Below are 23,904 nucleotides of genomic sequence, written 5' to 3' on the forward strand. Positions count from 1 at the left end.
ATGTCAATAATGCAAGCATAGGAGGAGGAACAATGAAGAATCTTCTCTTCATTCTGGCAGTAGCGGCCCTGTTGGGGGCACAGGCATCGCCTGCGGCAGCGCACAGTGCCCTGCTGAACTGTTTTGACAACGCTGATGGGACGTTCACCTGCCAGGGCGGTTACTCGGACGGTTCGTCGGCAACGGGTATCAGGATCGTGGTGCGGGACAGCAGCGGCGTTGTTTTGCAAGAGGCCCGTCTGGACTCCAACAGTGAGGTGACCCTGAACAGGCCACAGGGGGATTTTTCGGTATTGTTCGACGGTGGGGCCGGTCATTCCGTAGAGGTACGCGGCGATTCTCTTGTGCGTTAGAAGGGGGACTCCGCCCTGTCATCCGGCTCTCCGGCAGGCAGGATGTGAAGGACGGCAGGAAGGACAGGGCATACCGAGAGCCCCTGGCGGCACAGTCCGGCCACTATGGCAAAGAATGCCGGGCGGGCGATGCCTTGAGCCATATGCGCGCTGGTGTCTTTCCGGAGCCCGGAGAGCAGACAATACCTGTCTCGGTATGAAGGAAAGGCAGGCTGTCTTTCTCCTCTCTTGCCCCTGCTGAAAGTTTTGGGAAGGGAAAGGGGGAGCGCGAGGGGGAGAGGGAGAACCGTTTTCCAAAACGGTTCTCCCTCTCCCCCTCGTCTGTTCCTTACTAAAACGCCACCCACCAGTACAGCAGGGTGACCACGGCCATGCTGACGGCGCGCAGGCCCTGGTTGGCCAGGATCAGGCGCAGGGCCAGGGCCGGGCGGTAGAAACCGGCGTAGGCGGGCAGCTGGTGGCGGATGGCCCGCATGGGCGTGGACAATATGTTGCCCACCATCAGGGCAAGCACCACGTCGCGGGCCTCGAGGCCGCCGGTCTGGAGCACGCTGCCTGCGGCGCCCAGGGCTGCGCCCAGCTCGGCGGCCAGATGCAGCACGATGATGCCCATGGCCTGGGGCTTGAGGAAGGCCAGCCATTCCATGTGCATGGCCAGCCACTCCTCGGCGGCGGTGAACAGGCCGTAGCGCTGCAACAGATACATGATGATGTAGACGGGCACCGTGAAGCAGACCAGCTTGGGCACTCGGCGGCGGAAGCGCTTCCAGGCCTTGCGGGCGGCGGCGCGCCAGCCGGTCTCGCCGTCGGCGGCGGCCGTGCAGGCCAGGCAGCCCTGCGGCGGTGCGGGCAGCAGGCGGCGGGAAAAGGCGATGGTCAGGCCGGTACGGCCCACGGCGGCCAGCAGGGTCAGGCCCACATAGACCACGGCGGGCCAGCCCAGCACGGGCCAGGTGAGCAGGAAGATGGTGGGCGTGTGGACCAGATAGGCCGGGAAGCTGTTGAACAGATTGGCCAGCATGAGTTCCCGGCCGTCGATCTCGCCTTTCTGGTGGCTTTCGGAAAGCAGGCCGTTGGCCGCTGCCGGGGAGACGAAGGCCAGGGAGAAGGCCGCGCCCGCCACGTCGCGCAGATGGGCGGCCCGGGCCAGCGGGGTGGCCAGGCGGGCCAGATGGCGCGTCCAGCGCAGGGCCTCCAGCAGATTGGCCAGCAGCAGGCCCACGCACAGGCCCAGCAGCAGACGCAGCAGGGGCCAGAGCAGGCCTTTCCAGAGCAGGGCCAGGGAATGCAGAGTGTCAGGGGAAAGGATATCGTTCATGGGCAGGGCGCGGGATCAGGCCTGGGCGGCCGTGAAGCCCGTGTCCTCGGGCAGGTCGGGACCGGCGGCGAAGGCGCGGGCCAGTTCGTCGCAGCGTTCGTTCTCGCGGTGTCCGGCATGGCCGCGCAGCCAGTGGAAGGTGACCTTGTGGGTGCGCAGCAGGGGCAGGAGCTGCTTCCAGAGGTCCACGTTGAGCACGGGCTTCTTGTCGCTCTTGATCCAGTTGCGCTTTTGCCAGCCGGCCAGCCAGCCTTTTTCCACGGCGTCACAGACGTATTTGGAATCGGTGTAGAGGTCCACCTCGCAGGCTTCGCGCAGGGCGGAGAGGGCCGCGATGACGCCGCCCAGTTCCATGCGGTTGTTGGTGGTCAGGCGGGCGCCGCCCACCAGCTCGCGGCGGGCCGTGCTGCCCACCAGGCAGAGGATGGCGGCCCAGCCGCCCCGGCCGGGATTGCCCAGGCAGGAACCGTCCGTATAGATGATGACTTTCTTCATCAAGAATTCCTTTGTGGTTTGAGACCTCCCCCTTCAGGGGGAAAAGGGAATTTGACAAGACGGCGAAGCCGATGAAATCCTTTTCCGTAACTTCTCCCTTCAGGGAGGGGCGATCCGCACGCCCCCTATCCGCCGGTCGCGGAGGCGGTAGCCGTTGCCCGCACCAGCGGGCTTACGGATAGCGACAGCGCTTTCATGGGCTGCCTTGCCGCGTAACACATTGCTGTCTTTATCCGTAGCTTCCTGCGTCGCAACGGCTAAAGCTCAGTCGGCGGATGGGGCGACTGTGGATTGCAACATGACCGCGCAGTGTAGGAAAGAAGCGGGGCGCTGGCAACGGGGCCTCCCCGGGTGTGCCCGCGCGCACAGCGGGGGCCGCAAAACGGGGGAGAGCGCGGGCGGGGCCGTGGTCTTCGTTCTGCAGGCTGGACTTTGCGGAGCCTTTGGGATATGCTTTTCTACCAAAAATTAATGGGGGCATCACCCCCGTGGAGGACATCATGGCTCACAAGAAAATTGAGCGTAAAAAGGAACTGGATCGCCGCCGTCATCGTCGCGCTGAACGTCTGAAACAGCGCGTGCGTGAAGCCAAGGCCGCCAAGGCCTAGTTTCCGCGGACAGTTCATTGCCGGTTCCCTGCGGGGAGCCGCGAATTTCAGCACAACGGCCGATGGCCCCGGACAAAAAAGGGGCTGTCGTGGCCGTTCTTGGCGTTATAGCTATGCCCATCTACGAATATCAGTGTCCCAACTGTCAGAAAGTCTTTGAAGAATGGACCCATGTGACCGACATGCAGGCCCAGGAGCCCTGCCCTGATTGCGGCACCCCCTCGCCGCGGGTCATGTCGCACACGTCTTTCGTGCTCAAGGGCGGCGGCTGGTATGTCAGCGATTACGGCTACCGCAAGGGCATCAAGGACGAGAACAGCACGTCCACCCCTTCTTCTTCCGCCTCCTCGTCGACGAGTTCCACTTCTTCCGGCAGCACTGCCAGCAGCACTTCCGGAGGCTCGGGTTCTTCCACCTCCTCTTCGTCGACCCCTTCCGCGTGAGGTACCTATGATTGAGCGCTACACCCGGCCCGCCATGGGCCGCATCTGGACCCTGGAGAACCGTTACCGCGCCTGGCTGGCTGTGGAAGTGGCCGTGTGCGAGGCCTGGGCCGAACTGGGCCGCGTGCCCGCCGAGGCCGTGAAGACCATCCGGGAAAAGGCCGACATCGACGTGGACCGCATCCTCGAGATCGAGCAGACCACCCGTCACGACGTCATCGCCTTCCTCACTTCGCTGGAAGAAAAGGTGGGCCCCGACGCCCGCTACATCCATCTGGGCTGTACGTCTTCCGACATCGTGGACACCGCCAACGGCTATCTGTTCATGCAGGCCGGCAAGCTCATCGTGGAAGACATCGAAAAGGTGCTGGCTTCTCTGGAAGCCCTGGCCCGCAAGCACAAGGGCGTGCTCTGCATGGGCCGCACCCACGGCATCCATGCCGAACCCACCAGCTTCGGCCTCAAGATGACCGGCTTCCACGCCGAGTTCCAGCGCCATCTGGAGCGCGTCAAGGCCGGTATCGAGAGCGTGCGCGTGGGCAAGATCTCCGGCGCCGTGGGCACCTACGCCTTCCTTTCTCCCGAACTGGAGGAAAAGGCCCTGACCCGTCTGGGCCTGGCCGTGGACCCGCACTCCACCCAGATCGTGCAGCGTGACCGCTATGCCCATTTCTTCACCTCCCTGGCCATCCTGGCCGGCGGCATCGAGCGCCTGTGCGTGGAGCTGCGCCATCTGCAGCGCACCGAGGTGCTGGAAGTGGAAGAAGGCTTCGCCAAGGGCCAGAAGGGCTCCTCGGCCATGCCGCACAAGAAGAACCCCATCTCCGCCGAGAACATGGCCGGCCTTGCCCGCCTGATCCGCAGCAATGCCGTGGCTTCCATGGAGAACCAGGCCCTGTGGCACGAGCGCGACATCAGCCATTCGTCCGTGGAGCGCGTCATCATGCCCGACTCCACCATCCTGGCCGACTACGTGCTCAACCGCCTGTGCCGCCTGCTGGACGGCCTGGTGGTCAAGCCCGAGCGCATGAAGGAGAACATGGAGCGTTCCTACGGCCTGTACTTCTCCCAGCGCGTGCTCACCGCCCTCATCGCCACCGGCCTGCCGCGCCAGAAGGCTTATGAGGCCGTGCAGCGCCTGGCCATGCAGAGCTGGGAGACCCGCAAGCCCTTCCCCGAGCTGGTGTGCGCCGACCCCGACATGCATGAACGTCTGGGCGATGCCCAGCTGGCCGAACTTTTCGATCCCACCTACTATCTTAAATACGAAGACGTCATCTACAAGCGCGTCTTCGGCAATTAGGAGGCTCCCGTGCAGCAGTCCATCCTGGAGATCAAGCGTCGTCTGGCCCGCCTGCTGGTGGAAAAGTCCTACCGTGAAGGCGACTTCGTCCTGGCTTCCGGCCGTCGCAGCGACTATTACTTCGATTGCCGCGTGACCGCCCTGCATGCCGAAGGTTCCTGGCTCATCGGTACGCTGTTCAACGACCTGCTCAAGGACGTGCCCGTGGTGGGCGTGGGCGGCATGACCATGGGCGCCGACCCGCTGGTCTCCGCCACCACCGCCATCTCGCATGAACTGGGCCGTCCCCTCAACGGCCTGCTGGTGCGCAAGGAAGCCAAGGACCACGGCACCGGCCAGTTCGTGGAAGGCCTGGGCAACTTCAAACCCGGCGACAAAGTGGCCATGCTGGAAGACGTGGTGACCACCGGCGGCTCCCTGCTCAAGGCCTGTGACCGTGTGCGCGCCGCCGGTCTGGACATCGTGGCCGTGTGCTGCATCCTGGACCGAGAAGAAGGCGGCCGCGAAAAGCTGAAGGAAGCCGGTTACGAACTGCACTCCCTCTTCACCCGCAAGGAACTGGTGGAGATGGCCCGCTCCTAGGGCTTTTTCGCTGGAGCGTTCCCGGCATGATCCGGGACATGGCGGGGATGACGCCCACCATGGGGCCCACTCCAGATCCGTCCCGGACCGGGGATACACTGATCGTCAAAGGGCAGCCTTCGGGCTGCCCTTTTTTGTACGCTTTTGTCCGGCACAGGCCGGGGGGCTGGGCGGCAAGCGCCTGTGCCGCACGCTTGCCTTCCCGGATTTTTGCCTGCGGCAGGGCGCTGACAGGCCTGGAAAGCAGCGTGAAAGGTCACAGGAAAAAATTTTTTGAAATTTTTTTCAGGAAATTTTTCCGAAGGCCGCCGAAAAATGTGATGGCGCAAAGCTGCCGGAAATGTGCAGGCTGAAAAACTTTGTCACATTGATGATAGAGACGCCTGGACGTATATCGATTTTGATTCACAATGTACTTTTGACGCAGTAACACAAAAAAATAAAGTATATTTTGCATCATATACAGTTTTATGATGTTCATTTGTTTGGCTTGTTCGTTATTTCTTAAAGTGTATGGAAGGTTTTTTGACTGTTTGTGTGAACAGTCATGGCGGGACTATGTGCATTGCGTAACAAAGTGCGCGTTTTTCCGTGTAAAACCGGCGTAAAGCAGAGCCCGGCCCTTTGCAGCGATGGTGAAAGCGTGCTAGCGTGTTTTTGTGCCATCCGCTGTGGCACGGGCATTCCGGCCGGATGCAGAGGGCTGTCCGGGCGGAAGATATCAACGAGAGGACAGGGGCGAGCCCCGGGAGGATGGAAAAGTGGAGCTTTACAAGCTGTTGGAAACCTTTAACGGATTTTTGTGGTGCCCGGTCATGCTGGTGCTGCTGGTAGGCACGGGCATCTATCTGAATATAGCGCTGCGCTTTTTCTCCTTCCGCAACTGGGTACGAGCTTACAAGTGCCTGTGGCAGGGGCGGTCCCATCAGTCCGAACACGGCGAGATCTCGCCGTGGAATGCCCTCATGACCGCTCTGGCCGCAGATATCGGTACCGGTAACGTGGTGGGCGTGGCCCTGGCCATCGCCGTGGGCGGCCCCGGCGCCCTGTTCTGGATGTGGGTCACGGCCCTGGTGGGCATGATGACCAAGTTCAGCGAAGTGCTGCTTTCCGTGCACTTCCGCGAAAAGACCCCCGCCGGCAACTGGGTGGGCGGCGCCATGTACTTCATCAAGAACGGCCTGGGCCCCAAATGGGTCTGGCTGGGCACCTGCTTTGCCGTGTTCGGCATCTGCGCCTGTATCGGTACGGGCGGCATGGTGCAGGCCAAGGCCATCACCGACAACATCTCCGGCACCTTCGGCCTGCCCGCGTGGCTGTGCGGCCTGATCCTGGTGGGCCTGTGCGTGGCCGTGCTGCTGGGCGGCGTGCGCCGCATCGGCGCCGTGGCGGGCAAGATCGTGCCCTTCATGGCCATCATGTATGTCTTCATGTGCCTGCTCATCATCGGCATGAACATCGAAAAGGTCCCCTCCGTGTTCTGGTGGGTGATCTCCGACGCCTTCCAGCCCACGGCGGCCACCGGCGGCTTTGTGGGCGCCACGGTGATGATGGCTATCCGTCAGGGCATGGCCCGCGGTATCTTCTCCAACGAAGCCGGCCTGGGTACCGCTCCCATGGCCCACGCGGCCTCCACGGCCGAGACCCCGCTGGTGCAGGCCTCCATCGGCATGCTCGACGTCTTCATCGATACCATCATCGTCTGCAGCATGACGGGCTTCGTGATCCTGGTGACGGGCACCTGGTCCGCCGGTTCCTCCGCCGCCAGCATGATGACCTCCATGGCCTTCGAACAGGCGCTGCCCGGTGTGGGCCAGTTCGCGGTCACCATCTGTCTGACTTTCTTCGCCTTCACCACCATCCTCGGCTGGTGTGTGTACGGTGAACGCTGCGCCATCTACCTGTTCGGCGACCGGGCCCAGATGGTCTTCCGCCTGGTGTACTGCCTGGCGGTGGGCGTGGGTTCCGTCCTGGCCCTGGATGCCGTGTGGCTCCTGGCCGATACCTGCAACGCCCTTATGGCGCTGCCCAACCTTACCGGTGTCCTGCTGCTGAGCCCCGTGCTGTTCAAGATCGTACGGGACGAGGTGGCCCGGGACGACCGTTTCGTCGTGTAGGCAACCGGGGGGCGGGCCCCGGGCCCGCCCCTTTGCAACATATTCCATGACATAGCCTGAGGAAGGCAGCCTTCGGGCCGGCGCTCTCCGTCATCGGGGAGCGGGTCTTGGCGCTCACCCTGAAAACGGCCTTTTCCATGGAAAAAGACCGGCAGGGAGAAGGCTGCGGAGCTGGCAAGGGCGCAGCGGTGCCTCCGTGACGGTCCGGCATGACGGACTGCCGGCCGGGACGCCGGAGGCTCCTATCCCGTTCACCTTTTGGAAGAGGGGCAAGGCATTGCAAAAACGTTACCTTTCCATCGCCATCCTGACGGCCGTCCTGGCCGTGACGGGGATCGCCGGCTATCTGCTGCCGGCGGGCCCGGTCGCGGGGGACAAGGAACCTGCCACACGTCGCATCCTGTTCGACAATGCGGGTGGTCCCGTGGTCTTCGATCATCAGAAGCACAGCCGTCTGCTCAAGGAAGATTGCGCCACCTGCCACCACGAGAGCCTGCAGAAGACGCCCGACAAGGCCATGGCCTGTGCCAGCTGCCACGGCGTGGCCCTGGACGATGCCTTCAAGGCGGGGCATGCCAAGAGCTATCCGGCGGAAAGCTGTGTGACCTGCCACCATTACGAACTGGCGGCCAAGGACTGGGGGCACCAGCAGCACAGCGAGGACTTTGGCGTGGACTGCACCTCCTGCCACCATGCCGACACGAACATCGAGCCCGAACCGCAGAGCTGCGCCAACTGCCATGAGGCCGGGGCCCGGCCCGCCAACAAGGCTGCCGAGCCCGGCACGCCGCCGGTGCTGGCCGATGCCGTGCACGCGCGCTGCGCGGCCTGCCATCAGGATCTGTTCGGCAAGGCCAAGAACTGCGCTTCCTGCCATGAGCTGAAGCCCACGCGCAAGGATGAGGCTGCCGTGAAGGGCAAGGTGAACGCCCTGTATGCCGACTGCACGGTCTGCCATGTGAAGAAGACGCCGGACAAGCTGATCCCCGGCCGTATGGACGCCTTCCACGGCCAGTGCATGGGCTGTCATGAAAAGCTCGGCAAGGGCCCCTTCGGCAAGGACAAGTGTGCCCAGTGCCATACCAAGTAGTGAGGCGGGTATGAAAGAAGTATTTCAGATGTTGAAGGACCCGCGTTTCCACCTGGTGTACGGGGTGACGCAACGCTACAGCAACGGCCCGGAACCGCGCCGCGTGCGCCTCAACCGCGAGGGCTACAAGCTCGTGGAAGGCGTGACCAAGAAAGCCCTGGTCTACCCGCGCATGCGCCTGGCGGTGCATCCTTCGCCGCTCAAGGGGGACGCGTTTTCGCCCATCTTCGGCCGCATCACCGACGTGACCGAGCGCAGCCTCTTCGTGGAGGCCATCGAGCCCGACGAGGCCCTGCGCGCCCTGGCCGACGGCGTGGAAAAGGTGGACCTGATCAATGACGAACGCACGGGCCAGGAACTGGCCGTGCTGCTCAAGAGCCTGGGCCTGAACACCAAGAGCCTGGGCCAGCAGTGCGAGACCCTGATCATCAACGGCCTCAACCCCGACCCCGGCGTCACCTGGGCCGAGCCCATGCTGCTGACCCACCAGGGCACGCTGCGGGCCGGTCTGGCCGTGCTGCGCCGCCTTTCCCCGGCCAAACGCATCCTGCTGGCCGTGCCGCGCGAGATGCACCTGCATTTCGACGACGTGGAAGTGGTGCGCGTGACGGCCCGCTATCCGGCCAGCGTCGATGCCCTGCTGGTCAAGAGCGTCACCGGCAAGGAAAAGCCCGAAGGCGTGGGCGTGGTGGGGCTCCACAATGTCTGGAGCCTGGGCCGCGTGGCCCGCACGGGCCTGCCGCTCATCGAGTCGGTCATCACCCTGGGCAGCTACACCCACTCCGGCAACTATATCGTCAAGGAAGGCAGCATGCTGGGCGAGCTGCTGGAATTCGCCCACATCAAGCTCAACAGCGGCGACACCCTGGTTCGCGGCGGCCCGCTGCGCGGCGAGAGCATCGACCGCCTGGACCGCAGCATCACCAAGGGGGCCACGGGCGTCTTCGTGGTGGAGGCCGGTACCGTGCCGCCCATGGAAGGCCACAGCCCCTGCATCAACTGCGGCGCCTGCGTGCTGATCTGTCCCGCGCGCCTGAGCCCCAGCATGCTGAGCCGCAACGCGGAATTCGCCCTGCACGAGCGCTGCCGCGACGAACACGTGGACTGCTGTCTGGAATGCGGCCTGTGCGGTTATGTCTGCATCGCCCGCCGTCCGGTCCTGCAATACATCCGTCTGGCCAAGCACAAGCTGGCCCAGGCCGATGAGGCCCGCCGTCTGAAAGAACGGGAGCTGCGTCCCGCGGCGCAGCCTGCCGCCGAAGCCAAGGAAGGAGAAAACTGATGCCCGCTGCCGCTCAATCTTCCGTTTTGCTGGCCATGAGCGCCCCGCCGTACTGGCATTGCGGGCGCACCGTGCGCCGCCAGAGCCTGATGACCCTCGCGGCCCTGCTGCCTGCCGTCATCGGGGCCGTCTGGACCTGGGGCCTGCCCGCCGTACGCGTCATGTCCCTGTGTGTGGCCGTGGCCGTGCTCACCGAGGCCGCCTGCCAGAAACTCATGGGCCGCGAGCTGGCCATCGACGACTACACGGCCGTCTGTTCCGGCCTGCTGCTGTCCTTCATGCTGCCGGCCGACGCCCCCTGGTGGATCGCGGTCATGGCGCCGCTCATCGCCATCAGCCTGGGCAAGATGGCCTTTGGCGGTCTGGGCGCCAACCCGGTCAACACCTCCGTGGTGGGCTGGGCCGTGCTCTTCGTCTCCTTCCCCCTGTTCATGGAACCTAATGCCGTGCAGCTCAACGCCGCGTCCATGGTGGACCCGCTGGTGCGGCTCAAGTTCTTCGGCTGGGCCGATGCCGGCAGCATCCCCCTGCAGGACCTGCTGCTGGGCCAGCAGATCAACGGCCTCGGCGCCGGGCAGGTGGGGGCGCTCTTCCTGGGCGGCTCCCTGCTGGCGGCCCGCGGCATCATCCGCTGGCAGATCGCCCTGGGCTTCTTTGCCGGGGTGGCCGGCCTGGCCGCGCTCTTCTGCATGAGCAGCCCCGCCACCGACGCCTCGCCCCTGTTCCATCTGTGCACGGGCTCGGTCATGCTGGGCGGTTTCTTCCTCATCACCGATCCGGCCAACGCGCCGTCGCGCCCCCTGCCCATGTTCCTGTACGGCCTGCTGGGCGGCGCGCTGGTGATGACCATCCGCAAGTACGGCATCTACCTTGACGGTGTGCCCTTTGCCATCCTGCTGGCCAATCTGGTGGCCCCGCTGCTGGATTCCATCCGGCCCAAACCTTTTGGAGTGCGCTAGCCATGGCCGATATCCTGCGAATGATCGTCGTCCTGTCAGCCCTGTGCGGCCTTTCAGGCTTTGCCCTGTCCTACCTCAAGATGGTCACTGCGCCCGTCATCGAGGAACAGGTGCTGACCTATGTGCAGGGACCGGCCATTGCCGGGGTGTTCTCTGATATCGACAACCAGCCCATCGCCGACCGCAAGGCCTTCGAGACCGAGAAAGGCCGGGTGCTGGTCTTTCCCGCCATGCGTGACGGGAAGCTGGTGGGGGTGGCCCTGGAAGCCAAGGGCAAGGGCTACGGCGGTGACGTGGGCGTGATGGTGGGCTTCAATGTGGCCAACGACACGCTGGCGGGCATCGGCACCACCACCCTCAAGGAAACGCCCGGTCTGGGCATGCGTATCGCGGAGCCCGGCTTCACCGGGCAGTTCAGGGGCATCGCCGCGCCGGTGGGCCTCAAGAGCCAGGGGGGCAGCATCGACGGCATCTCCGGCGCCACCATCTCCTCTTCGGGTGCGGTGACGGCCGTGAACCTGGCCGCCGAGGCCTACAAGGCCCTCAAGCCTGAAATCCTCAAGACCTGGGGCAACAAATAAGGAGCCGGCCATGAGCAGCGTCATGCAAGAATTCACCAAGGGGCTGTGGAAGGACCTGCCGCCCTTCCGGCTGGTGCTTGGTCTGTGTCCCACGCTGGCGGTCACCAACTCCGCCAACAACGGCCTGGGCATGGGTGCGGCGGTCATCTTCGTGCTCGTGCTCTCCAACATGATCATTTCCATGGTGCGCGGCATCATCCCCAAGAAAGTGCGCATCGCCTGCTTCATCGTCATCGCGGCCTCGCTGGTGGTGGCGGTGGAACTGCTCATGCAGGCCTATGCCTATCCGCTCTACCAGCAGCTGGGCATCTTCGTGCCGCTCATCGTGGTGAACTGCATCATCCTGGCCCGCGCCGAGGCCTTCGCTGCCAAGAACGGCGTGGCCGCCTCGGTGGCCGACGGCCTGGGCATCGGTCTGGGCTTCACCATGTCGCTGACCTTCCTGGGCTCGCTGCGCGAGATCCTGGGCAACGGCACCTGGTTCGGCCACCCGGTCATGTGGGACGGCTTCCAGCCGTTCGCCATCATGGTGCAGGCCCCCGGCGCCTTCATCTGCCTGGGCCTCATCCTGGCCACCATGAACGTCATCAATGTCTGGCAGGCGCGCCGCAAGGGCGGCCAGGTGGTGGAAACCTCCAGCTGCGGCGGCTGCAAGGCGTGCAGCATGCTCCAGCAGCGTCAGGAACAGTAGCCCGCAGGCTTTCGCAAGGATGCGCGTATGGATATCTTCCAGCTTTTCATCTCGGCCATCTTCGTCAACAACATCGTGCTGGCCCAGTACCTGGGCAACTGCCCCTACCTTGGCTGCTCCAAGGAAAAAGGCGTGGCCCTGGGCATGGGCGGCGCGGTGATCTTCGTCATCATCGTGGCCACGGCCTGCACCTGGCTCATGCAGCGTTACGTGCTGGAGCCCTTTGGCCTGGGCTACCTGCAGACCATCGTCTTCATCGTGGTCATCGCCTCGCTGGTGCAGTTCGTGGAGATGTTCCTCAAGAAGATGGTGCCGCCCCTGTATGCGGCCCTGGGCATCTTCCTGCCGCTGATCACCACCAACTGCGCCGTCATGGGCGTGGCCATCCTGGTGCAGCGCGAGGAATACGACCTGCTCACCTCCGTACTGTACGGCGGGGCCTCGGCCGTGGGCTTCACCCTGGCCCTCCTGCTCATGGCGGGCATCCGCGAGCGGCTGGATACCTGCCGTCTGCCCAAGGCCATGGCCGGGACGCCCATCGCCCTCATCATGGCCGGCCTGATGTCGCTGGCTTTCATGGGCTTCAAGGGCATGGCGCAATAACGCGGACTACGGGCTTTTGACTGCCGCTGGGCGGCAAGGAGAGGCATATATGGTTTTCGTTTCCATCATCACCCTGTTCGGATTGGGGCTCGTGGCCGCCATCCTGCTGTCCATCGCCTCGCGCGTCTTCTACGTCAAGGAAGACCCGCGGGTGGAGGCCGTGCTGGAGGTCCTGCCCGGGGCCAACTGCGGTGGTTGCGGCTTTGCCGGCTGCGAAGGCTACGCCGCGGCCGTGGTCTCCGATCCCGACATCCCGGCCAACAAATGCTGCGCCGGCGGTGCCGATACGGCCATCGCCGTGGGCGAGCTGACCGGCAAGACCGTGGCCGAGGCGGAGCCCCTGTTCTCGCTGCGGCGCTGTGACAAGCTGGCCGGCAACGTGGCCCTGCGCTACCAGTACCAGGGCATGCCCTCCTGCGCGGCGGCGGCCATGCTGCGCGGCGGCACCGATACCTGCCACTGGTCCTGCATGGGCTTCGGCGACTGCGTGCAGGTCTGCCCCTTCGACGCCATGCAGGTCAAGGACGGCGTGGTGCGCGTGGACATGTCCCGCTGCACGGGCTGCGGCATGTGCGTGTCGGCCTGCCCGCGCGGGGTGCTGGAGCTGGTGCCGCGCCGCCATCGTGTGGCCGTGTTCTGCAATACGCGCGACAAGCTGCGTGCCGTGACCGAAGTCTGCGACGCGGGCTGCATCAATTGCGGCCGCTGCGCCAAGGCCTGTCCGGCCAAGGCCGTGAGCAACGTGGCCGGGCGCATGGTGGTGGACCAGATCAAGTGTGTTTCTTACGGGCCTGATTGCGGTGAGGCCTGCGTGGAGGCCTGTGCCCGCCACATCCTGCGGCGAACCTGCCCCACGGGCATCGAGGCCGCCAATGTGGCCAGGATGAAGGATGACAGCGATGGCGACGGCGCTGCTGGGGGCGGCACCGTGCCTGTGACCGGAAAGAATGACCGCCCCGCACAGGAGAACTGCAATGCCTAAGACCTCTCGCCGAGATTTTTTGCGTTGGACGCTGGCCGGCAGCGGCCTGCTTCTGGCCGGTGCGGCCTCCGTCCTGGAGCCCGCGCCCGCCCGGGCCGTGACGCGCCTTGGCGCGCCCACGCAGCAGACGGCCCTGTTCATGGGCACCATGGTGAGCATCACCGTGGCCTGTCCCTCGTCCACCCAGGCCCACGATGCCATGGATCTGGCCTTTGCCGAGGGGCGCCGTCTGGAAGCCCTGCTGACCCAGCATGACGCGGCGGCCCCCCTGGGCGTGCTCAACAGCCAGGGCAGCCTGCGTGACGTGCCGCCCGAGCTGCTCAATGTCTGGCAGCGGGCCCACGGCATCTGCCATCTGACCGGCGGTGCCTTCGATGCCACTGTCCTGCCCCTGGTGCGCCTGCTGGAGAGCCGCAGCAATCCCGAAGGCGAGCTGGAGCTGCCCGAGAGCGACCTGCGCGAGGCCCTGGCCCTGGTGGATACCGAGGCCGTGTACGCCGGTCGCGACGGGATGCGTCTGGAACGGCAGGGCATGGGCCTGACCCTGGACGGCATCGCCAAGGGGCATATCGTGGATGCCATGTCCGCCGTGCTGCTGCGCGCGGGCTGCGAGAACCATCTCATCAATGCCGGCGGCGACATCTTGGCGCGCGGTCACAAGGCCCCGGGCGTGTTCTGGCGCGTGGCCGTGGAAGATCCGGAAAAGCGCGGCCACTACCCGCAGGTGCTGGAGCTGTACAACCAGGCCATCGCCACGTCCGGCGGTTATGAGATGCACTATGACGCCGAGGGGCGCCATCACCATCTGCTGGACCCGTCCACCGGGCGGAGCCCCGTGCTGGGCAGCATGAGCGTGCTGGCCGCCACCTGCATGCAGGCCGATGCACTGGCCACCGGCCTGTCCGTCCTGCCCGCCGGGGAGGCCCTGACGCTGGCCGACAGCCTTTCGGGCTGCGCCTGCGGCCTGCTGCGCCGGGACGGCCGCCTGCAGGTCTCCCGCCGCTGGCCTGCGGAAGCCTGATACTGATTGTTCATGGATGCAAAAAGCCCGTCCCCCAGGGGACGGGCTTTTTCCGTTTCCGGCATCGGCCGTTCCTGTTCCCCATCCCGGCAAGCCCGCTCTCCGCGATCTGCCGCGGTATCCTGTCGTCGGGCCTCAAAAGGGGCACGGCAAAAGGAGGCAAGAGGGGAGGAGGAAACAACGTCCGGGACGTCTTCCGGCCGCTGGCGGCCATCCGGGGAGAGCGACCTGGTCCGCCGCCGCATCCGGCGGCTGCCGCAAGGCATGAAAAAAGGGAGGACGTCGTCCTCCCTTTTTTGTCATATCGTGCGCCGGGTACCCTAGATAGTGTCGTCAAATTCAAAAGTATGTTATAATCTCTTCACTTACAATGAGGAGAGACCATATGGCGGCACATCGGAGGCATGATATTTCCGACAAGGTATGGGCAAATATTGAAAAACTTCTTCCCGGTTCCAAAGGCTCTGTCGGTCGTCCTTCCGCCGATAACCGATTGTTTATCAACGCCGTCTTCTGGATACTGAGAACCGGGGCTCCGTGGCGGGATTTACCCCCCGATCTTGGCGACTGGAAAAATACACATCGCCGCTTCTGCCGATGGCGAGATCGGGGAGTTTGGGAGAAAATACTCGAAGCTCTCATTGTCGAACCTGATTTTGAATGGCTCATCATTGATGCCAGTCATTGCAAAGTACATCCCCATGCGGCGGGCGCTGCGGGAGGTAATGAGGCCATGAGCCGCACAAAAGGGGGCTCAACTCAAAAATACATCTGGCCGTGGATGCGCATGGTATGCCGGTCAGAGTTATTGTTACAGAAGGTACCCGAGCTGATTGCAAAGAGGCCTGTGCGTTGATTGACGGGTTGAGTGCCGGGGCACTTTTGGCTGATAGAGGCTACGATACGGAGAGTATTCTCCGCAAAGCAGGTGAATCCGGTTTCCAGGTTGTCATCCCGCCAAAGAGAAGTCGTAAAATATCACGCAACTATGACAGAGAGCTCTACAAAGTCAGGCATCTTGTCGAGAATGCTTTTCTCCATCTCAAGCGCTGGCGGGGAATTGCCACACGATATGCCAAAAGATGTGCATCTTTTCTTGCCGCCGTTCAAATCAGATGCATATCTTTGTGGGCAAACATAATTTGACGACACTATCTAGCGGCTCCACTTGAAGGTGAAGACCTGCTCGGTATCGGGATGCAGGCTCAGATGCACGGGGCAGGTATGGGCGGCCCGTTCGATCATGGTCTTTTCCTTTTCGGAGAACTCACGGTCGGGCATGTTGAAGATGATCTCGATCTTGCCGATGCGGCGCGGGTTGGCGCTCATGGTCTTGCTGATCTCGATGGTGGTGCCGGTCACGTCCACGCCGTGGTTCCGGCCGTAGATGCCGATGATGGTCATGGCGCAGGCGGCCAGGGCCGTGGCGCAAAGGTCGGTGGGGCAGAAGGCCTCGCCCTTGCCGTTGTTGTCCTTAGGGGCGTCGGTGACGAGCACGGTACCGCTCTGCTGGTGCACGCATTCCACGCGCAGGTCGCCGAGATATTTGGCGGTGATGTCTGCCATGGGGGAACTCCTTTTTTGCCCCAGAATGCCCTGTCCGCTCCCCGGACGCAACCGCAGTCAGGGAAAACGGTTTCGCGGCTTCTGGGGGCCTTGTGGCGTTATGCCGGGCCATGTCCGGGATGCCGGACCGTTCCGGCCATGAAAAAAGGGGAGGCGGCTGCCTCCCCGTACGTTCGGAACAGCGGGATCGTCCGCTGCTTTAATCGTTGGCCAGACGGGCGGCGTCGGCGCGATGGCGCATGCGGGCCACGCGTTCGCGCAGACCGGCGCGGTAGGCGTCCAGATCCTCGATGCGGGCGCGGGCCACGCCGCTTTCCATGGCGGCACGGGCCACGGCGGGCGTCACCCATTCGATGATGCGCGGATCCAGCGGGCTGGGGATGATGTAGTCGGGGCCGAAGCTGAACTTCTTGCCGCCGTAGGCCTTGCTCACTTCTTCGGGCACGTCTTCGCGGGCCAGCATGGCCAGGGCCTCGGCAGCGGCCAGCTTCATGGCTTCGTTGATCTCCGTGGCCTGCACGTCCAGGGCGCCGCGGAAGATGAAGGGGAAGCCGGACACGTTGTTGATCTGGTTGGGGCAGTCGGAGCGGCCGGTGCCCATGAGCAGGTCGTCACGGGCGGCCTTGGCTTCGGCGTAGGTGATCTCGGGCACGGGGTTGGCGCAGGCAAAGATCACGGGATGCGAGGCCATGCTGCGCACCATGTCCTGCGTGACCAGACCGGGCTTGGACAGGCCCAGGAACACATGGGCACCCTGCATGGCTTCGGCCAGGGTGGCGTCCTTTTCCTGCGCGAAGGCGGCCTTGGTGGGATGCAGCTTGTCCTGGCGGCCCTTGTGGATCAGGCCCTTGCTGTCGAACATCCAGATGTTCTCGCGCTTGACGCCCAGGCTGACGTAGAAGTTGGCGCAGGCGATGCCGGCGGCACCGGCGCCCACCACCACGACCTTCATGTCTTCCATCTTGCGGCCGGCGATGTGGGCCGCGTTGATGAGGCCCGCGCCGGAGATGACGGCGGTGCCGTGCTGGTCGTCATGGAAGACGGGGATGTTCATGATCTCCTTGAGCTTCTGTTCGATGTAGAAGCACTCGGGGGCCTTGATGTCTTCCAGGTTGATGCCGCCGAAGGTGGGCTCCAGGGTCTTGACCACGTTGATGAGTTCGTCGGGATCGGTGGTGGCCAGCTCCAGGTCGAAGACGTCCACGTCGGCGAACATCTTGAAGAGCATGCCCTTGCCTTCCATGACGGGCTTGCCCGCCAGGGGGCCGATGTTGCCCAGGCCCAGCACGGCCGTACCGTTGCTGACCACGGCCACCAGATTGCTGCGGGCGGTGAGGCTGGCCGCGGCGGCGGGATCGGCCTCGATGGCGCGGCAGGCATCGGCCACGCCGGGCGAATAGGCCAGGGTCAGGTCGTCCTGGGTCTCGCCCCGCTTGGAGGGCAGCACTTCCACCTTACCGGGGCGGGGCTCCGCATGATATTTCCAGACATCTTCCTTGGTATAGCTCATAGTATCCTCTGCTGCTCGGCTGGAGCGGTGAGATAGTGAAAAACGGGCCCGGACAGGCGTGGGGACAGCGTTCTCCTGTTTGCGTGGCTCCTTGATCGGAGCGGGGAGGAACACGCGCTCTCGCGCCATGACGGGCGTTTTCGGCCCCGGGCCGCGGGACATGGCCGTATGCCATGCGATCGCCCGGCCAACACATGAGTATAAAAATCCGTTGCCGCTTTCGCAAGTGCGGGCAGGGGGGCGGACGTGGCTGGTTGCGGGGGAAGGAGGGACCCTTGGCCGGCGCACAAGGGGCCCTCCTTCCCCCCGAGCCCCCCATCCTCCCCCCAACGCGTTTTTTTCAGAAGGATGGACGGGTGGTGTGGCGCGGCAGACTGCGCGCCTCTGATGGTCCCCCGGTACTGTGGGAGAGGGGCAATGGAAAATATGGCGGGATGCCCGCTACTTCCGCGGGATGCAGGGAGTAGGTCGCCTATGGAGCGGGGACGGGAAGAGGACGGCCGATGTCCCTAGGTGCGCCGTTTTGTTCCGGCATGCGGTGTGGCCATCAGCGGGGCAGGGGAGGGAGGCGCTGTCAGGCTTCGTGTGCGGCCTTTTTGAAGGCTGGAGAAGACACGAGGGGAAGGGGAGATTTTCCACCGGAGACGGCCGGAGGCGGTCGCAGGGCCATGCCCGTCATGACGCGGTCGCTTCGGGCATCGGCAGCGCGATGGCGTCCCCTTCCCCTCTGGTAAAAGAACTGTCTAGCCGATCCATTCCTGGCCGGTGGCCATGTCCATGATGACGAATTCCGTGCCGTCGCCCTTGGCGGCCACGCGGTATTCCAGCTTCTCGGCCACACGGTTGGGCAGCTCGCCGCTCTGGTCGAAGGTCAGCACCCGGCAGGAGAAGCCGTCGTGATAGTCGCTGACGGGGATCTCGCGGGAAGAGGCCACGATGATCTCGTCGCCCACCTGACAGGTACGGGCCGCGGCGCCGTTGAGGCAGACCACGCCGCTGCCGCGCGGGCCGGGCAGCACATAGGTCTCGATGCGGGAACCGCTGTGCTTGTTCCAGATGTAGACGTATTCCAGCGGCAGCAGATGGGCCGCTTCGAGGATGTCGGTGTCGATGGTGATGGAGCCGTGGTAGTTGAGCTTGGATTCCGTGACTACGATACCGTGCAGCTTGGCGCCTACGACGCGGATGGTGCCCTGCCCCTGGGGCTGGACACCCACCAGCATACGGGTGACTTCTTTTCTTTCCATGTGGTTCCCCTTGGGGGACCTGTCCGTCATGCGGCAGAACGTACCGCCGGGCAGGGTCTGGAGGAGCCGTCGGGCTCCTTGTGGACGATTTTGAAGAATGGGGGAGCATGAAGGGGGAAGGGGACTTTCCCCGCGGAAAACGTTCCCTTCCCCCCTCATATCATTTCATCGTCATCATTCTCGTCTAGCACTGGACGATGCGCACGTCGCCGCGGGTCTCGTTGGCGCGGCGGCGGAAGCGCTGGCGGCGGTCCTCACCGTCCACCTGGTTGGCCAGCCATTCCAGCACGTGCAGCACGGGGTGCTTTTCCTTGAGCTGGATGAGGCAGCGGGCGATGCCGATCTTGCAGGAGGGGCAGCCCACCAGGATGGGCCCGGCGTAGCAGGCGCCGGTCTGCGGCTGGGGCTCGAAGGCCTGGGCCAGGCGTTCCTTTTTGCGGGCGCGCAGCAGGTTGTAGATGGTGGGGGAGGTCACGGCGCCCATGCCGGACTCGCCGCAGCAGCCGGGGATGGTGGAGACCTTGACCTTGCAGAGCTGTTCCAGGGCGCCGGTGAGCTGGGCCTGTCCCTTGAGGGTGGGCACGCCCGCCCATTCGCAGTGGCAGGCCGCGTGATAGAGCACATTGGTGCCGGGGGCCACCGGGGCTTCCATGCCCTCGTGCTGCAGCAGGGGCAGGACGATCTGGCTCACGTCCTTCTGTTCCAGCTGCGGGAACTGCTCGTTGAGCTTCATGCGGGCCAGGCTGTCGCGGCAGGAACCGCAGGCCGTGGCCAGATAGCGCACATCGAAGCCCTGCTTGATGAGGTTGCGCAGCATGGAGGCCAGATACTGGCGGTTCTGGGCCATGTTGTCTTCGTATTCGGTATCCATGCCCGCGGCCAGCAGGGGATAGCCGCAGCACAAATGGCGCGGCGGCACGGCCACGGCGTGGCCGGTGTGCAGCAGCAGCATGATGGCGGCCAGACCGATGCGGTCATAGAAGAGCGAACCGCCGCAGCCGGGGAAGTAGAGCACGCAGGGCATGCCCGGCGTCACTTCCCTGGGCGCGAACACGGAACCGCGGTGCAGGCGCAGGGATTCGTACAGGTTGGTGTAGCCCATCTTGGGGCCGCTGCCCGCAAAGATGGGGCTCTGCATGCGCTTCTTCCACACGGAGGGCACCACGCCCAGCAGCTTGTTCTGCACCTTCTGGCCCAGCGAGGCCATCTTGGCCGCCTTGGGCACGCGGGACGAAACGTCATGCACCAGCCATTCCAGGGCACGCTTCTTGATGGGATGACCGCCGGCGTTCTCGTGTTCCAGCAGGGAGCGCAGGGTCAGGGCCACCTCGCCGGACGGGATCTTGACCGGGCAGTTGGCCAGGCAGCGGCCGCAGGCCGTGCAGTGTTCCACCAGGTCGCGCAGCCAGCGCAGCAGGTTGTCGTCGATGGCGCCCTTGTTGACCTGCGAGTAATAGACGGCTTCCAGCAGCATGCCCAGCACCATGTTCTTGTTGCGGGGGTGGTACTGCATGGAACGCTCGGGGTAGCACATGGAGCAGACCTGCTTGCACTTGCCGCAGCGGGTGCAGACCTGCACCGTGGACAGCAGGCTGATGAGCTTTTCCTTGTCCGGCAGACCGCTGGCGTGGATGTCGTTGATGAGCCGGTTGAAGGAGAAGGTGAAGGGACGCACGGGCAGTTCGCGATGCACCAGCTTGGCCGGGTTCATGACGTCGCGGGGGTCCACGCGTTCCTTGAAGGCGCGCAGGGCGTCCATCTTGCTCTTGCCGAGGAAGGAGATCTTGGTGATGCCGATGCCGTGCTCGCCGGAGACCTCGCCGCCCATCTCCTGGCATTCGGCCATGACGCGGGCCGCGGTCTCTTCGGCCTCTTCCAGCATGTGGGCGTCGTTGGAGTTGACCGGGATGTTCACATGGCAGTTGCCGTCACCGGCATGCATGTGGCTGGCCACCACGATGCGGCTGGCTTCCATGTAATCGCGGATTTTGCCGATCTTCTTGTCCAGATGGGCGTACTTCTGGCCCATGCCGGCCAAAAAGGCCTCGGCGCGCTTCCAGAGCTCGGTATCGGAAAGCTCGGCCTGCGGGTTGTCGCCGGACGCCACCTTGGAGGCAAAGGAGAACTCGCGGTTGAATTCCTTGTCTTCCATGGGGAAGCCGGGCAGGCGGCCCACTTCCTGCAGGGCGTGGCGGTAGGCCTGGGCCGTGCATTCCAGGTTGAGCTGTTCGAGGAAGAGGGCGAAGTCCGGGATGCGGTCCATGGGGATGACCACGTCCTCGTTGAGCTTGAAGCCGGAGGTGCGCTTGGCGATGGCCGACAGGCGGTGCCGGTCTTCCCAGAAGCGTTCGCCTTCCTTGTCGTCCTGGGCCACGATGATGTCCACGTTGTCCTGTTCTTCCACCACGCAGACGATGTCGTTGACGCACTTGTCCAGCAGGTAGGGGTCGTCGCCGTCCACCTGGAGGATGATGACCGAGATGGGCAGGCCCTCATACTTCTGGGACTTGCGCTTGTACTCGATGGCCTGCACGTACTTGGCGTTGAATTCTTCCAGGGCGGACAGATGGGCGTAGTCGCCTTCCTGACGGATGCGGTTGCGCAGGCCCACCAGCTCGCGCACCACCACGGCGGCGGGGTGCATGGAGCGGCCGAAGAATTCCAGCACCATGACGCGCTTGAACTTGGGCTTGGGATGGATGATGAAGCAGGCCTCGGTGATGATGCCGTCCACGCCTTCCTTCTGCATGCCGGGCAGGCCGCCCAGGGCCTTGTTGGTCACGTCCTTGCCCAGGCCGGGCAGGCGGATCTCGTCGCCGCGCAGGTGGATGACGTTGCGCACGCCGCCGCTGATGTCCTTGACCACGAACACGGCCGTTTCTTCGGGCAGGATCTTGTGGCGGGGATGGTTCTCGCGTTCCACGCTGATGATCTCGCCCGTGGGGGTGACCATGCGCCACCAGAGCAGGTTGTCCAGGGTGGTGCCGTATTCGAAGGCGCTGGGGCCGCCGGCGTTTTCGGAGACGTTGCCGCCGATGGACGAGGCCTGCTTGGAGGCCGGGTCCACGGAGAAGAGCGCCCCGGCCGCGTCCACGGCCTTGATGACGTTCTGGGTGATGGCGCCGGCTTCCACGGTGACGGTCATGTTCTCAAGGTCGATGGGGCCGATCTTGGTCAGACGGGTGAGGCTGACGATGACCGTACGCTTGCGGGCCGGCACGGCGCCGCCGGTCATGCCGGAGCCGCCGCCGCGCGGGATGAGGGCAAACTTCATGTCATTGGCCAGCTTCACCAGGGCAGCCACCTGCTCGGCGCTGTCGGGTTCCACCACCAGCAGGGGCAGTTCCATGCGCAGGTCCGTGGCGTCCGTGGCCGAGGCCACCAGGGCGGAGGGCGAGGAAAGGATGCACTCGTTGGGCAGGATGTTGCGCAGGGCGGAGATCAGCTCTTCGCGGAAGCTGCGTTCGGCCTCATAGGCGGACCAGAACATGGTGATGCCTTCGCCGATGGCGTTGGCGAAATAGTGGGCCAGGGCCATGGATTCCCGTTCGAAGCGGGCGTGCACGCTGTTGCGCACGGTCTCCACGTTGATGAAGGGGTTGTAGGCCACCAGGAACAGTTCTTCGGCAATGGCAATGGCCAGATGCCGCACAGACTCGGGCCACTCCGCGAAGTCGTCGATATTGATACGCAGGATGCGGTTGACCACATAGTCAGGTGAGATGGATATGTGCGGACCCTTGTGAGCCATGGCGTAGGTACCTCGTTGTCTTCTGCATTTTCCTTGTGCACGGGCCCGGCGGGCCGGATGCACAAGTGGAGAAACCTTGTTTTTTACTGCTATTGGCCGCGCAAGGCAAGCACGCCCCCATACTGGGGCCACTGTCTTCGCCAGAGAGGAAAAAGCCGTCAGGAACGATTCCTGTCATGCCTGTCATGCCTTGTCCTCTTTACATTTTCCCGAACTTGAAAGATGCTGTGCGCCACACACGATCCCCGGAAAGGAGACTCCACATGCTGCTCAAGCTGCAATGGCTTACAGATATTTTTGACTGGTTGCACCACAATTGGGAGCGGACCCACGTCCAGCGCAAGGTGGCGCTGGTCATCTTCTGGATCTACGTGGCGGCCCTGTGCTGCGTGGAGCTCAAACGCCAGGGCATGCTGCCGCCCGCACTGGCCCAGCTGACGCCCCACAGCCATTTCAGCGCCATCCAGCTGGCTTTCACCCTGATCCTGGGCCTGGAGGTCATGAGCCTGATCTTCATCATCTCCACATCCTTTTCACGGTCCGTGGGCAAGCAGTTCGAGATCCTGGCGCTGATCCTGCTGCGCAATGCCTTCAAGGAACTGGCGCACCTGCCCGAGCCGGTGAGCATCGCCGGCAACCTCGATCCCGTCATCCATATCGCGGTCACGGCGCTGGGGGCCCTGGGCATCTTCGTGGCCCTGGGCATCTACGGGAAGCTGGCCTCCAGCTATGCCTACATCCAGAGCCCGGAGATGCGCATGCGTTTCGTCATCAGCAAAAAGCTGCTTTCGCTGACGCTGTTCGTCATCTTTTTGGGCATCGGCATCCGGGATGCCTGGATCCACATCCACACCGGCGAGGACATGCGCTTTTTCGAGACCATCTACACGGTGCTGATCTTCGCCGACATCGCGCTGGTCCTCATCTCGCAGCGCTACATGCCGTCCTTCCATGCGGTGTTCCGCAACTCCGGCTTCGTCATCGGCACGCTGATGATGCGTCTGGCCCTTTCGGCCACCCCGCCGTGGGACACGGCCGCCAGCCTGTTCGCGGCCGCCTACGTGCTGGCCCTGACCTGGGCCACCAGATACTTCCGGCCCGCGGCCCTGCGCGGCCCCCAGCTGCCTGCCTCGTCCCGCGAGACGGAGCATCTGCCCCCGTCCTACGGCAAGGTGCCGGAGCCCGCGGAACCGCGTGAGGGCGTGCTCTACGGCAAGCCGCATCTGGAAGCCTGGCGGCAGCGCCGCAAGACCCGGGAGGCGGCCCTGCCCGTGGCGCGGGAGGAATGCGTGTTCGGCGCTGCGGAGCGCCGCGCCCGGCGCACGATGCCCCGTCCTCCGGCCGGAAAGAAGAAGGCCGCCAGCTGACGGACCGGCCGGGAGGGATGGGCGCCGGACAGCGA

At 64.2% G+C, this 23,904-nt stretch carries 21 protein-coding genes; 15 read left to right on the forward strand and 6 right to left on the reverse strand.

Translation table 11 applies throughout. The annotated features are described in order from the left end of the window. The first annotated feature begins 32 nt into the window (after positions 1-32). Positions 33-353, forward strand: coding sequence for a hypothetical protein (locus tag Q4I12_RS04830; RefSeq protein ID WP_006007205.1), 321 nt, complete (start codon positions 33-35; stop codon positions 351-353). A 331-nt stretch (positions 354-684) separates the two neighbouring features. Here the strand turns inward: Q4I12_RS04830 and Q4I12_RS04835 are convergent, their stop codons facing one another. Both Q4I12_RS04835 and rnhA read right to left on the reverse strand, forming a co-directional pair. Next, positions 685-1,671, reverse strand: coding sequence for a hypothetical protein (locus Q4I12_RS04835; protein ID WP_204625504.1), 987 nt, complete (start codon positions 1,669-1,671; stop codon positions 685-687). A 15-nt stretch (positions 1,672-1,686) separates the two neighbouring features. Further along, positions 1,687-2,166 (reverse strand): ribonuclease HI, encoded by a 480-nt coding sequence (gene rnhA, locus Q4I12_RS04840; RefSeq protein ID WP_168934732.1) that lies wholly within the window; start codon positions 2,164-2,166, stop codon positions 1,687-1,689. A 721-nt stretch (positions 2,167-2,887) separates the two neighbouring features. On the opposite strand from rnhA, the gene Q4I12_RS04845 reads away from it, so the two are divergent. The 13 genes from Q4I12_RS04845 to Q4I12_RS04905 all read left to right on the forward strand — a co-directional run bounded on the left by Q4I12_RS04845 (position 2,888) and on the right by Q4I12_RS04905 (position 15,574). Further along, positions 2,888-3,217, forward strand: a complete 330-nt coding sequence (locus Q4I12_RS04845; protein WP_168934733.1) for an FmdB family zinc ribbon protein — start codon at positions 2,888-2,890, stop codon at positions 3,215-3,217. A 7-nt stretch (positions 3,218-3,224) separates the two neighbouring features. Then, a complete protein-coding gene (gene purB, locus Q4I12_RS04850; RefSeq protein ID WP_168934734.1) occupies positions 3,225-4,520 on the forward strand; it encodes an adenylosuccinate lyase in 1,296 nt (431 codons plus the stop codon). 21 nt (positions 4,521-4,541) lie between these two features. Next, entirely contained in the window at positions 4,542-5,102 is a 561-nt protein-coding gene (gene pyrE, locus Q4I12_RS04855; protein WP_040369879.1) for an orotate phosphoribosyltransferase, read from the forward strand. Between the two features lie 761 nt (positions 5,103-5,863). Next, on the forward strand, positions 5,864-7,219 hold the full coding sequence (locus Q4I12_RS04860) for an alanine/glycine:cation symporter family protein (RefSeq protein ID WP_302260802.1): 1,356 nt from the start codon (positions 5,864-5,866) through the stop codon (positions 7,217-7,219). 277 nt (positions 7,220-7,496) lie between these two features. After that, positions 7,497-8,309, forward strand: a complete 813-nt coding sequence (locus tag Q4I12_RS04865; protein WP_302260804.1) for a cytochrome c3 family protein — start codon at positions 7,497-7,499, stop codon at positions 8,307-8,309. Positions 8,310-8,319: 10 nt separating this feature from the next. After that, a complete protein-coding gene (locus tag Q4I12_RS04870; RefSeq protein WP_168934736.1) occupies positions 8,320-9,591 on the forward strand; it encodes an electron transporter RnfC in 1,272 nt (423 codons plus the stop codon). Then, positions 9,591-10,550: an RnfABCDGE type electron transport complex subunit D gene (locus Q4I12_RS04875; RefSeq protein ID WP_168934737.1), complete on the forward strand. Its 960-nt coding sequence runs from the start codon at positions 9,591-9,593 to the stop codon at positions 10,548-10,550. Before Q4I12_RS04870 ends, Q4I12_RS04875 begins: the two co-directional genes overlap by 1 nt. A 2-nt stretch (positions 10,551-10,552) precedes the next feature. Beyond that, positions 10,553-11,131, forward strand: a complete 579-nt coding sequence (gene rnfG, locus Q4I12_RS04880) for an RnfABCDGE type electron transport complex subunit G (RefSeq protein ID WP_297137676.1) — start codon at positions 10,553-10,555, stop codon at positions 11,129-11,131. A 10-nt stretch (positions 11,132-11,141) separates the two neighbouring features. Next, positions 11,142-11,822: an electron transport complex subunit RsxE gene (gene rsxE / locus Q4I12_RS04885; protein WP_168934739.1), complete on the forward strand. Its 681-nt coding sequence runs from the start codon at positions 11,142-11,144 to the stop codon at positions 11,820-11,822. 27 nt (positions 11,823-11,849) lie between these two features. Continuing rightward, positions 11,850-12,425, forward strand: a complete 576-nt coding sequence (locus Q4I12_RS04890; protein WP_168934740.1) for an electron transport complex protein RnfA — start codon at positions 11,850-11,852, stop codon at positions 12,423-12,425. A 49-nt stretch (positions 12,426-12,474) separates the two neighbouring features. Next, a complete protein-coding gene (rnfB, locus tag Q4I12_RS04895; RefSeq protein ID WP_006007242.1) occupies positions 12,475-13,407 on the forward strand; it encodes an RnfABCDGE type electron transport complex subunit B in 933 nt (310 codons plus the stop codon). Then, on the forward strand, positions 13,400-14,428 hold the full coding sequence (locus Q4I12_RS04900) for an FAD:protein FMN transferase (RefSeq protein ID WP_302260811.1): 1,029 nt from the start codon (positions 13,400-13,402) through the stop codon (positions 14,426-14,428). Before rnfB ends, Q4I12_RS04900 begins: the two co-directional genes overlap by 8 nt. A gap of 385 nt (positions 14,429-14,813) precedes the next feature. Further along, a protein-coding gene (locus tag Q4I12_RS04905) for an IS5 family transposase (protein WP_295640739.1) occupies positions 14,814-15,574 on the forward strand; the annotation gives its coding sequence in 2 pieces (ribosomal slippage) (positions 14,814-15,171 and positions 15,171-15,574; 762 coding nt in all). A gap of 9 nt (positions 15,575-15,583) precedes the next feature. On the opposite strand, the gene Q4I12_RS04910 is transcribed toward Q4I12_RS04905, so the two are convergent. From Q4I12_RS04910 to Q4I12_RS04925, 4 genes are all read right to left on the reverse strand, one after another. Continuing rightward, positions 15,584-15,994 carry an OsmC family protein gene (locus tag Q4I12_RS04910; RefSeq protein ID WP_168934742.1) on the reverse strand — a complete coding sequence of 137 codons (411 nt, stop codon included), beginning with the start codon at positions 15,992-15,994 and terminating at the stop codon, positions 15,584-15,586. 199 nt (positions 15,995-16,193) lie between these two features. Beyond that, on the reverse strand, positions 16,194-17,504 hold the full coding sequence (locus Q4I12_RS04915; RefSeq protein WP_302260813.1) for a malic enzyme-like NAD(P)-binding protein: 1,311 nt from the start codon (positions 17,502-17,504) through the stop codon (positions 16,194-16,196). Positions 17,505-18,247: 743 nt separating this feature from the next. Next, complete coding sequence (panD, locus tag Q4I12_RS04920) at positions 18,248-18,751, reverse strand: aspartate 1-decarboxylase (RefSeq protein ID WP_168934744.1); 504 nt, start codon at positions 18,749-18,751, stop codon at positions 18,248-18,250. Between the two features lie 184 nt (positions 18,752-18,935). Next, on the reverse strand, positions 18,936-22,502 hold the full coding sequence (locus tag Q4I12_RS04925) for an FAD-binding and (Fe-S)-binding domain-containing protein (protein ID WP_168934745.1): 3,567 nt from the start codon (positions 22,500-22,502) through the stop codon (positions 18,936-18,938). Between the two features lie 263 nt (positions 22,503-22,765). On the opposite strand from Q4I12_RS04925, the gene Q4I12_RS04930 reads away from it, so the two are divergent. Beyond that, positions 22,766-23,869, forward strand: a complete 1,104-nt coding sequence (locus tag Q4I12_RS04930; protein WP_168934746.1) for a hypothetical protein — start codon at positions 22,766-22,768, stop codon at positions 23,867-23,869. Positions 23,870-23,904 lie beyond the last annotated feature (35 nt).

Origin of the sequence: Desulfovibrio piger, from assembly GCF_951793255.1 — a bacterium.
In the GTDB taxonomy this organism is placed as follows: domain Bacteria; phylum Desulfobacterota; class Desulfovibrionia; order Desulfovibrionales; family Desulfovibrionaceae; genus Desulfovibrio.

Excerpts from the sequence above, each read along its gene's own strand:
- Q4I12_RS04830 (WP_006007205.1), top strand. The coding sequence starts at position 33 with ATGAAGAATCTTCTCTTCATTCTGGCAGTAGCGGCCCTGTTGGGGGCA.
- Q4I12_RS04835 (WP_204625504.1), bottom strand. The coding sequence starts at position 1,671 with ATGAACGATATCCTTTCCCCTGACACTCTGCATTCCCTGGCCCTGCTC.
- rnhA (WP_168934732.1), bottom strand. The coding sequence starts at position 2,166 with ATGAAGAAAGTCATCATCTATACGGACGGTTCCTGCCTGGGCAATCCC.
- Q4I12_RS04845 (WP_168934733.1), top strand. The coding sequence starts at position 2,888 with ATGCCCATCTACGAATATCAGTGTCCCAACTGTCAGAAAGTCTTTGAA.
- purB (WP_168934734.1), top strand. The coding sequence starts at position 3,225 with ATGATTGAGCGCTACACCCGGCCCGCCATGGGCCGCATCTGGACCCTG.
- Q4I12_RS04870 (WP_168934736.1), top strand. The coding sequence starts at position 8,320 with ATGAAAGAAGTATTTCAGATGTTGAAGGACCCGCGTTTCCACCTGGTG.
- Q4I12_RS04875 (WP_168934737.1), top strand. The coding sequence starts at position 9,591 with ATGCCCGCTGCCGCTCAATCTTCCGTTTTGCTGGCCATGAGCGCCCCG.
- rnfG (WP_297137676.1), top strand. The coding sequence starts at position 10,553 with ATGGCCGATATCCTGCGAATGATCGTCGTCCTGTCAGCCCTGTGCGGC.
- rsxE (WP_168934739.1), top strand. The coding sequence starts at position 11,142 with ATGAGCAGCGTCATGCAAGAATTCACCAAGGGGCTGTGGAAGGACCTG.
- Q4I12_RS04890 (WP_168934740.1), top strand. The coding sequence starts at position 11,850 with ATGGATATCTTCCAGCTTTTCATCTCGGCCATCTTCGTCAACAACATC.
- rnfB (WP_006007242.1), top strand. The coding sequence starts at position 12,475 with ATGGTTTTCGTTTCCATCATCACCCTGTTCGGATTGGGGCTCGTGGCC.
- Q4I12_RS04900 (WP_302260811.1), top strand. The coding sequence starts at position 13,400 with ATGCCTAAGACCTCTCGCCGAGATTTTTTGCGTTGGACGCTGGCCGGC.
- Q4I12_RS04910 (WP_168934742.1), bottom strand. The coding sequence starts at position 15,994 with ATGGCAGACATCACCGCCAAATATCTCGGCGACCTGCGCGTGGAATGC.
- Q4I12_RS04915 (WP_302260813.1), bottom strand. The coding sequence starts at position 17,504 with ATGAGCTATACCAAGGAAGATGTCTGGAAATATCATGCGGAGCCCCGC.
- panD (WP_168934744.1), bottom strand. The coding sequence starts at position 18,751 with ATGGAAAGAAAAGAAGTCACCCGTATGCTGGTGGGTGTCCAGCCCCAG.
- Q4I12_RS04925 (WP_168934745.1), bottom strand. The coding sequence starts at position 22,502 with ATGGCTCACAAGGGTCCGCACATATCCATCTCACCTGACTATGTGGTC.
- Q4I12_RS04930 (WP_168934746.1), top strand. The coding sequence starts at position 22,766 with ATGCTGCTCAAGCTGCAATGGCTTACAGATATTTTTGACTGGTTGCAC.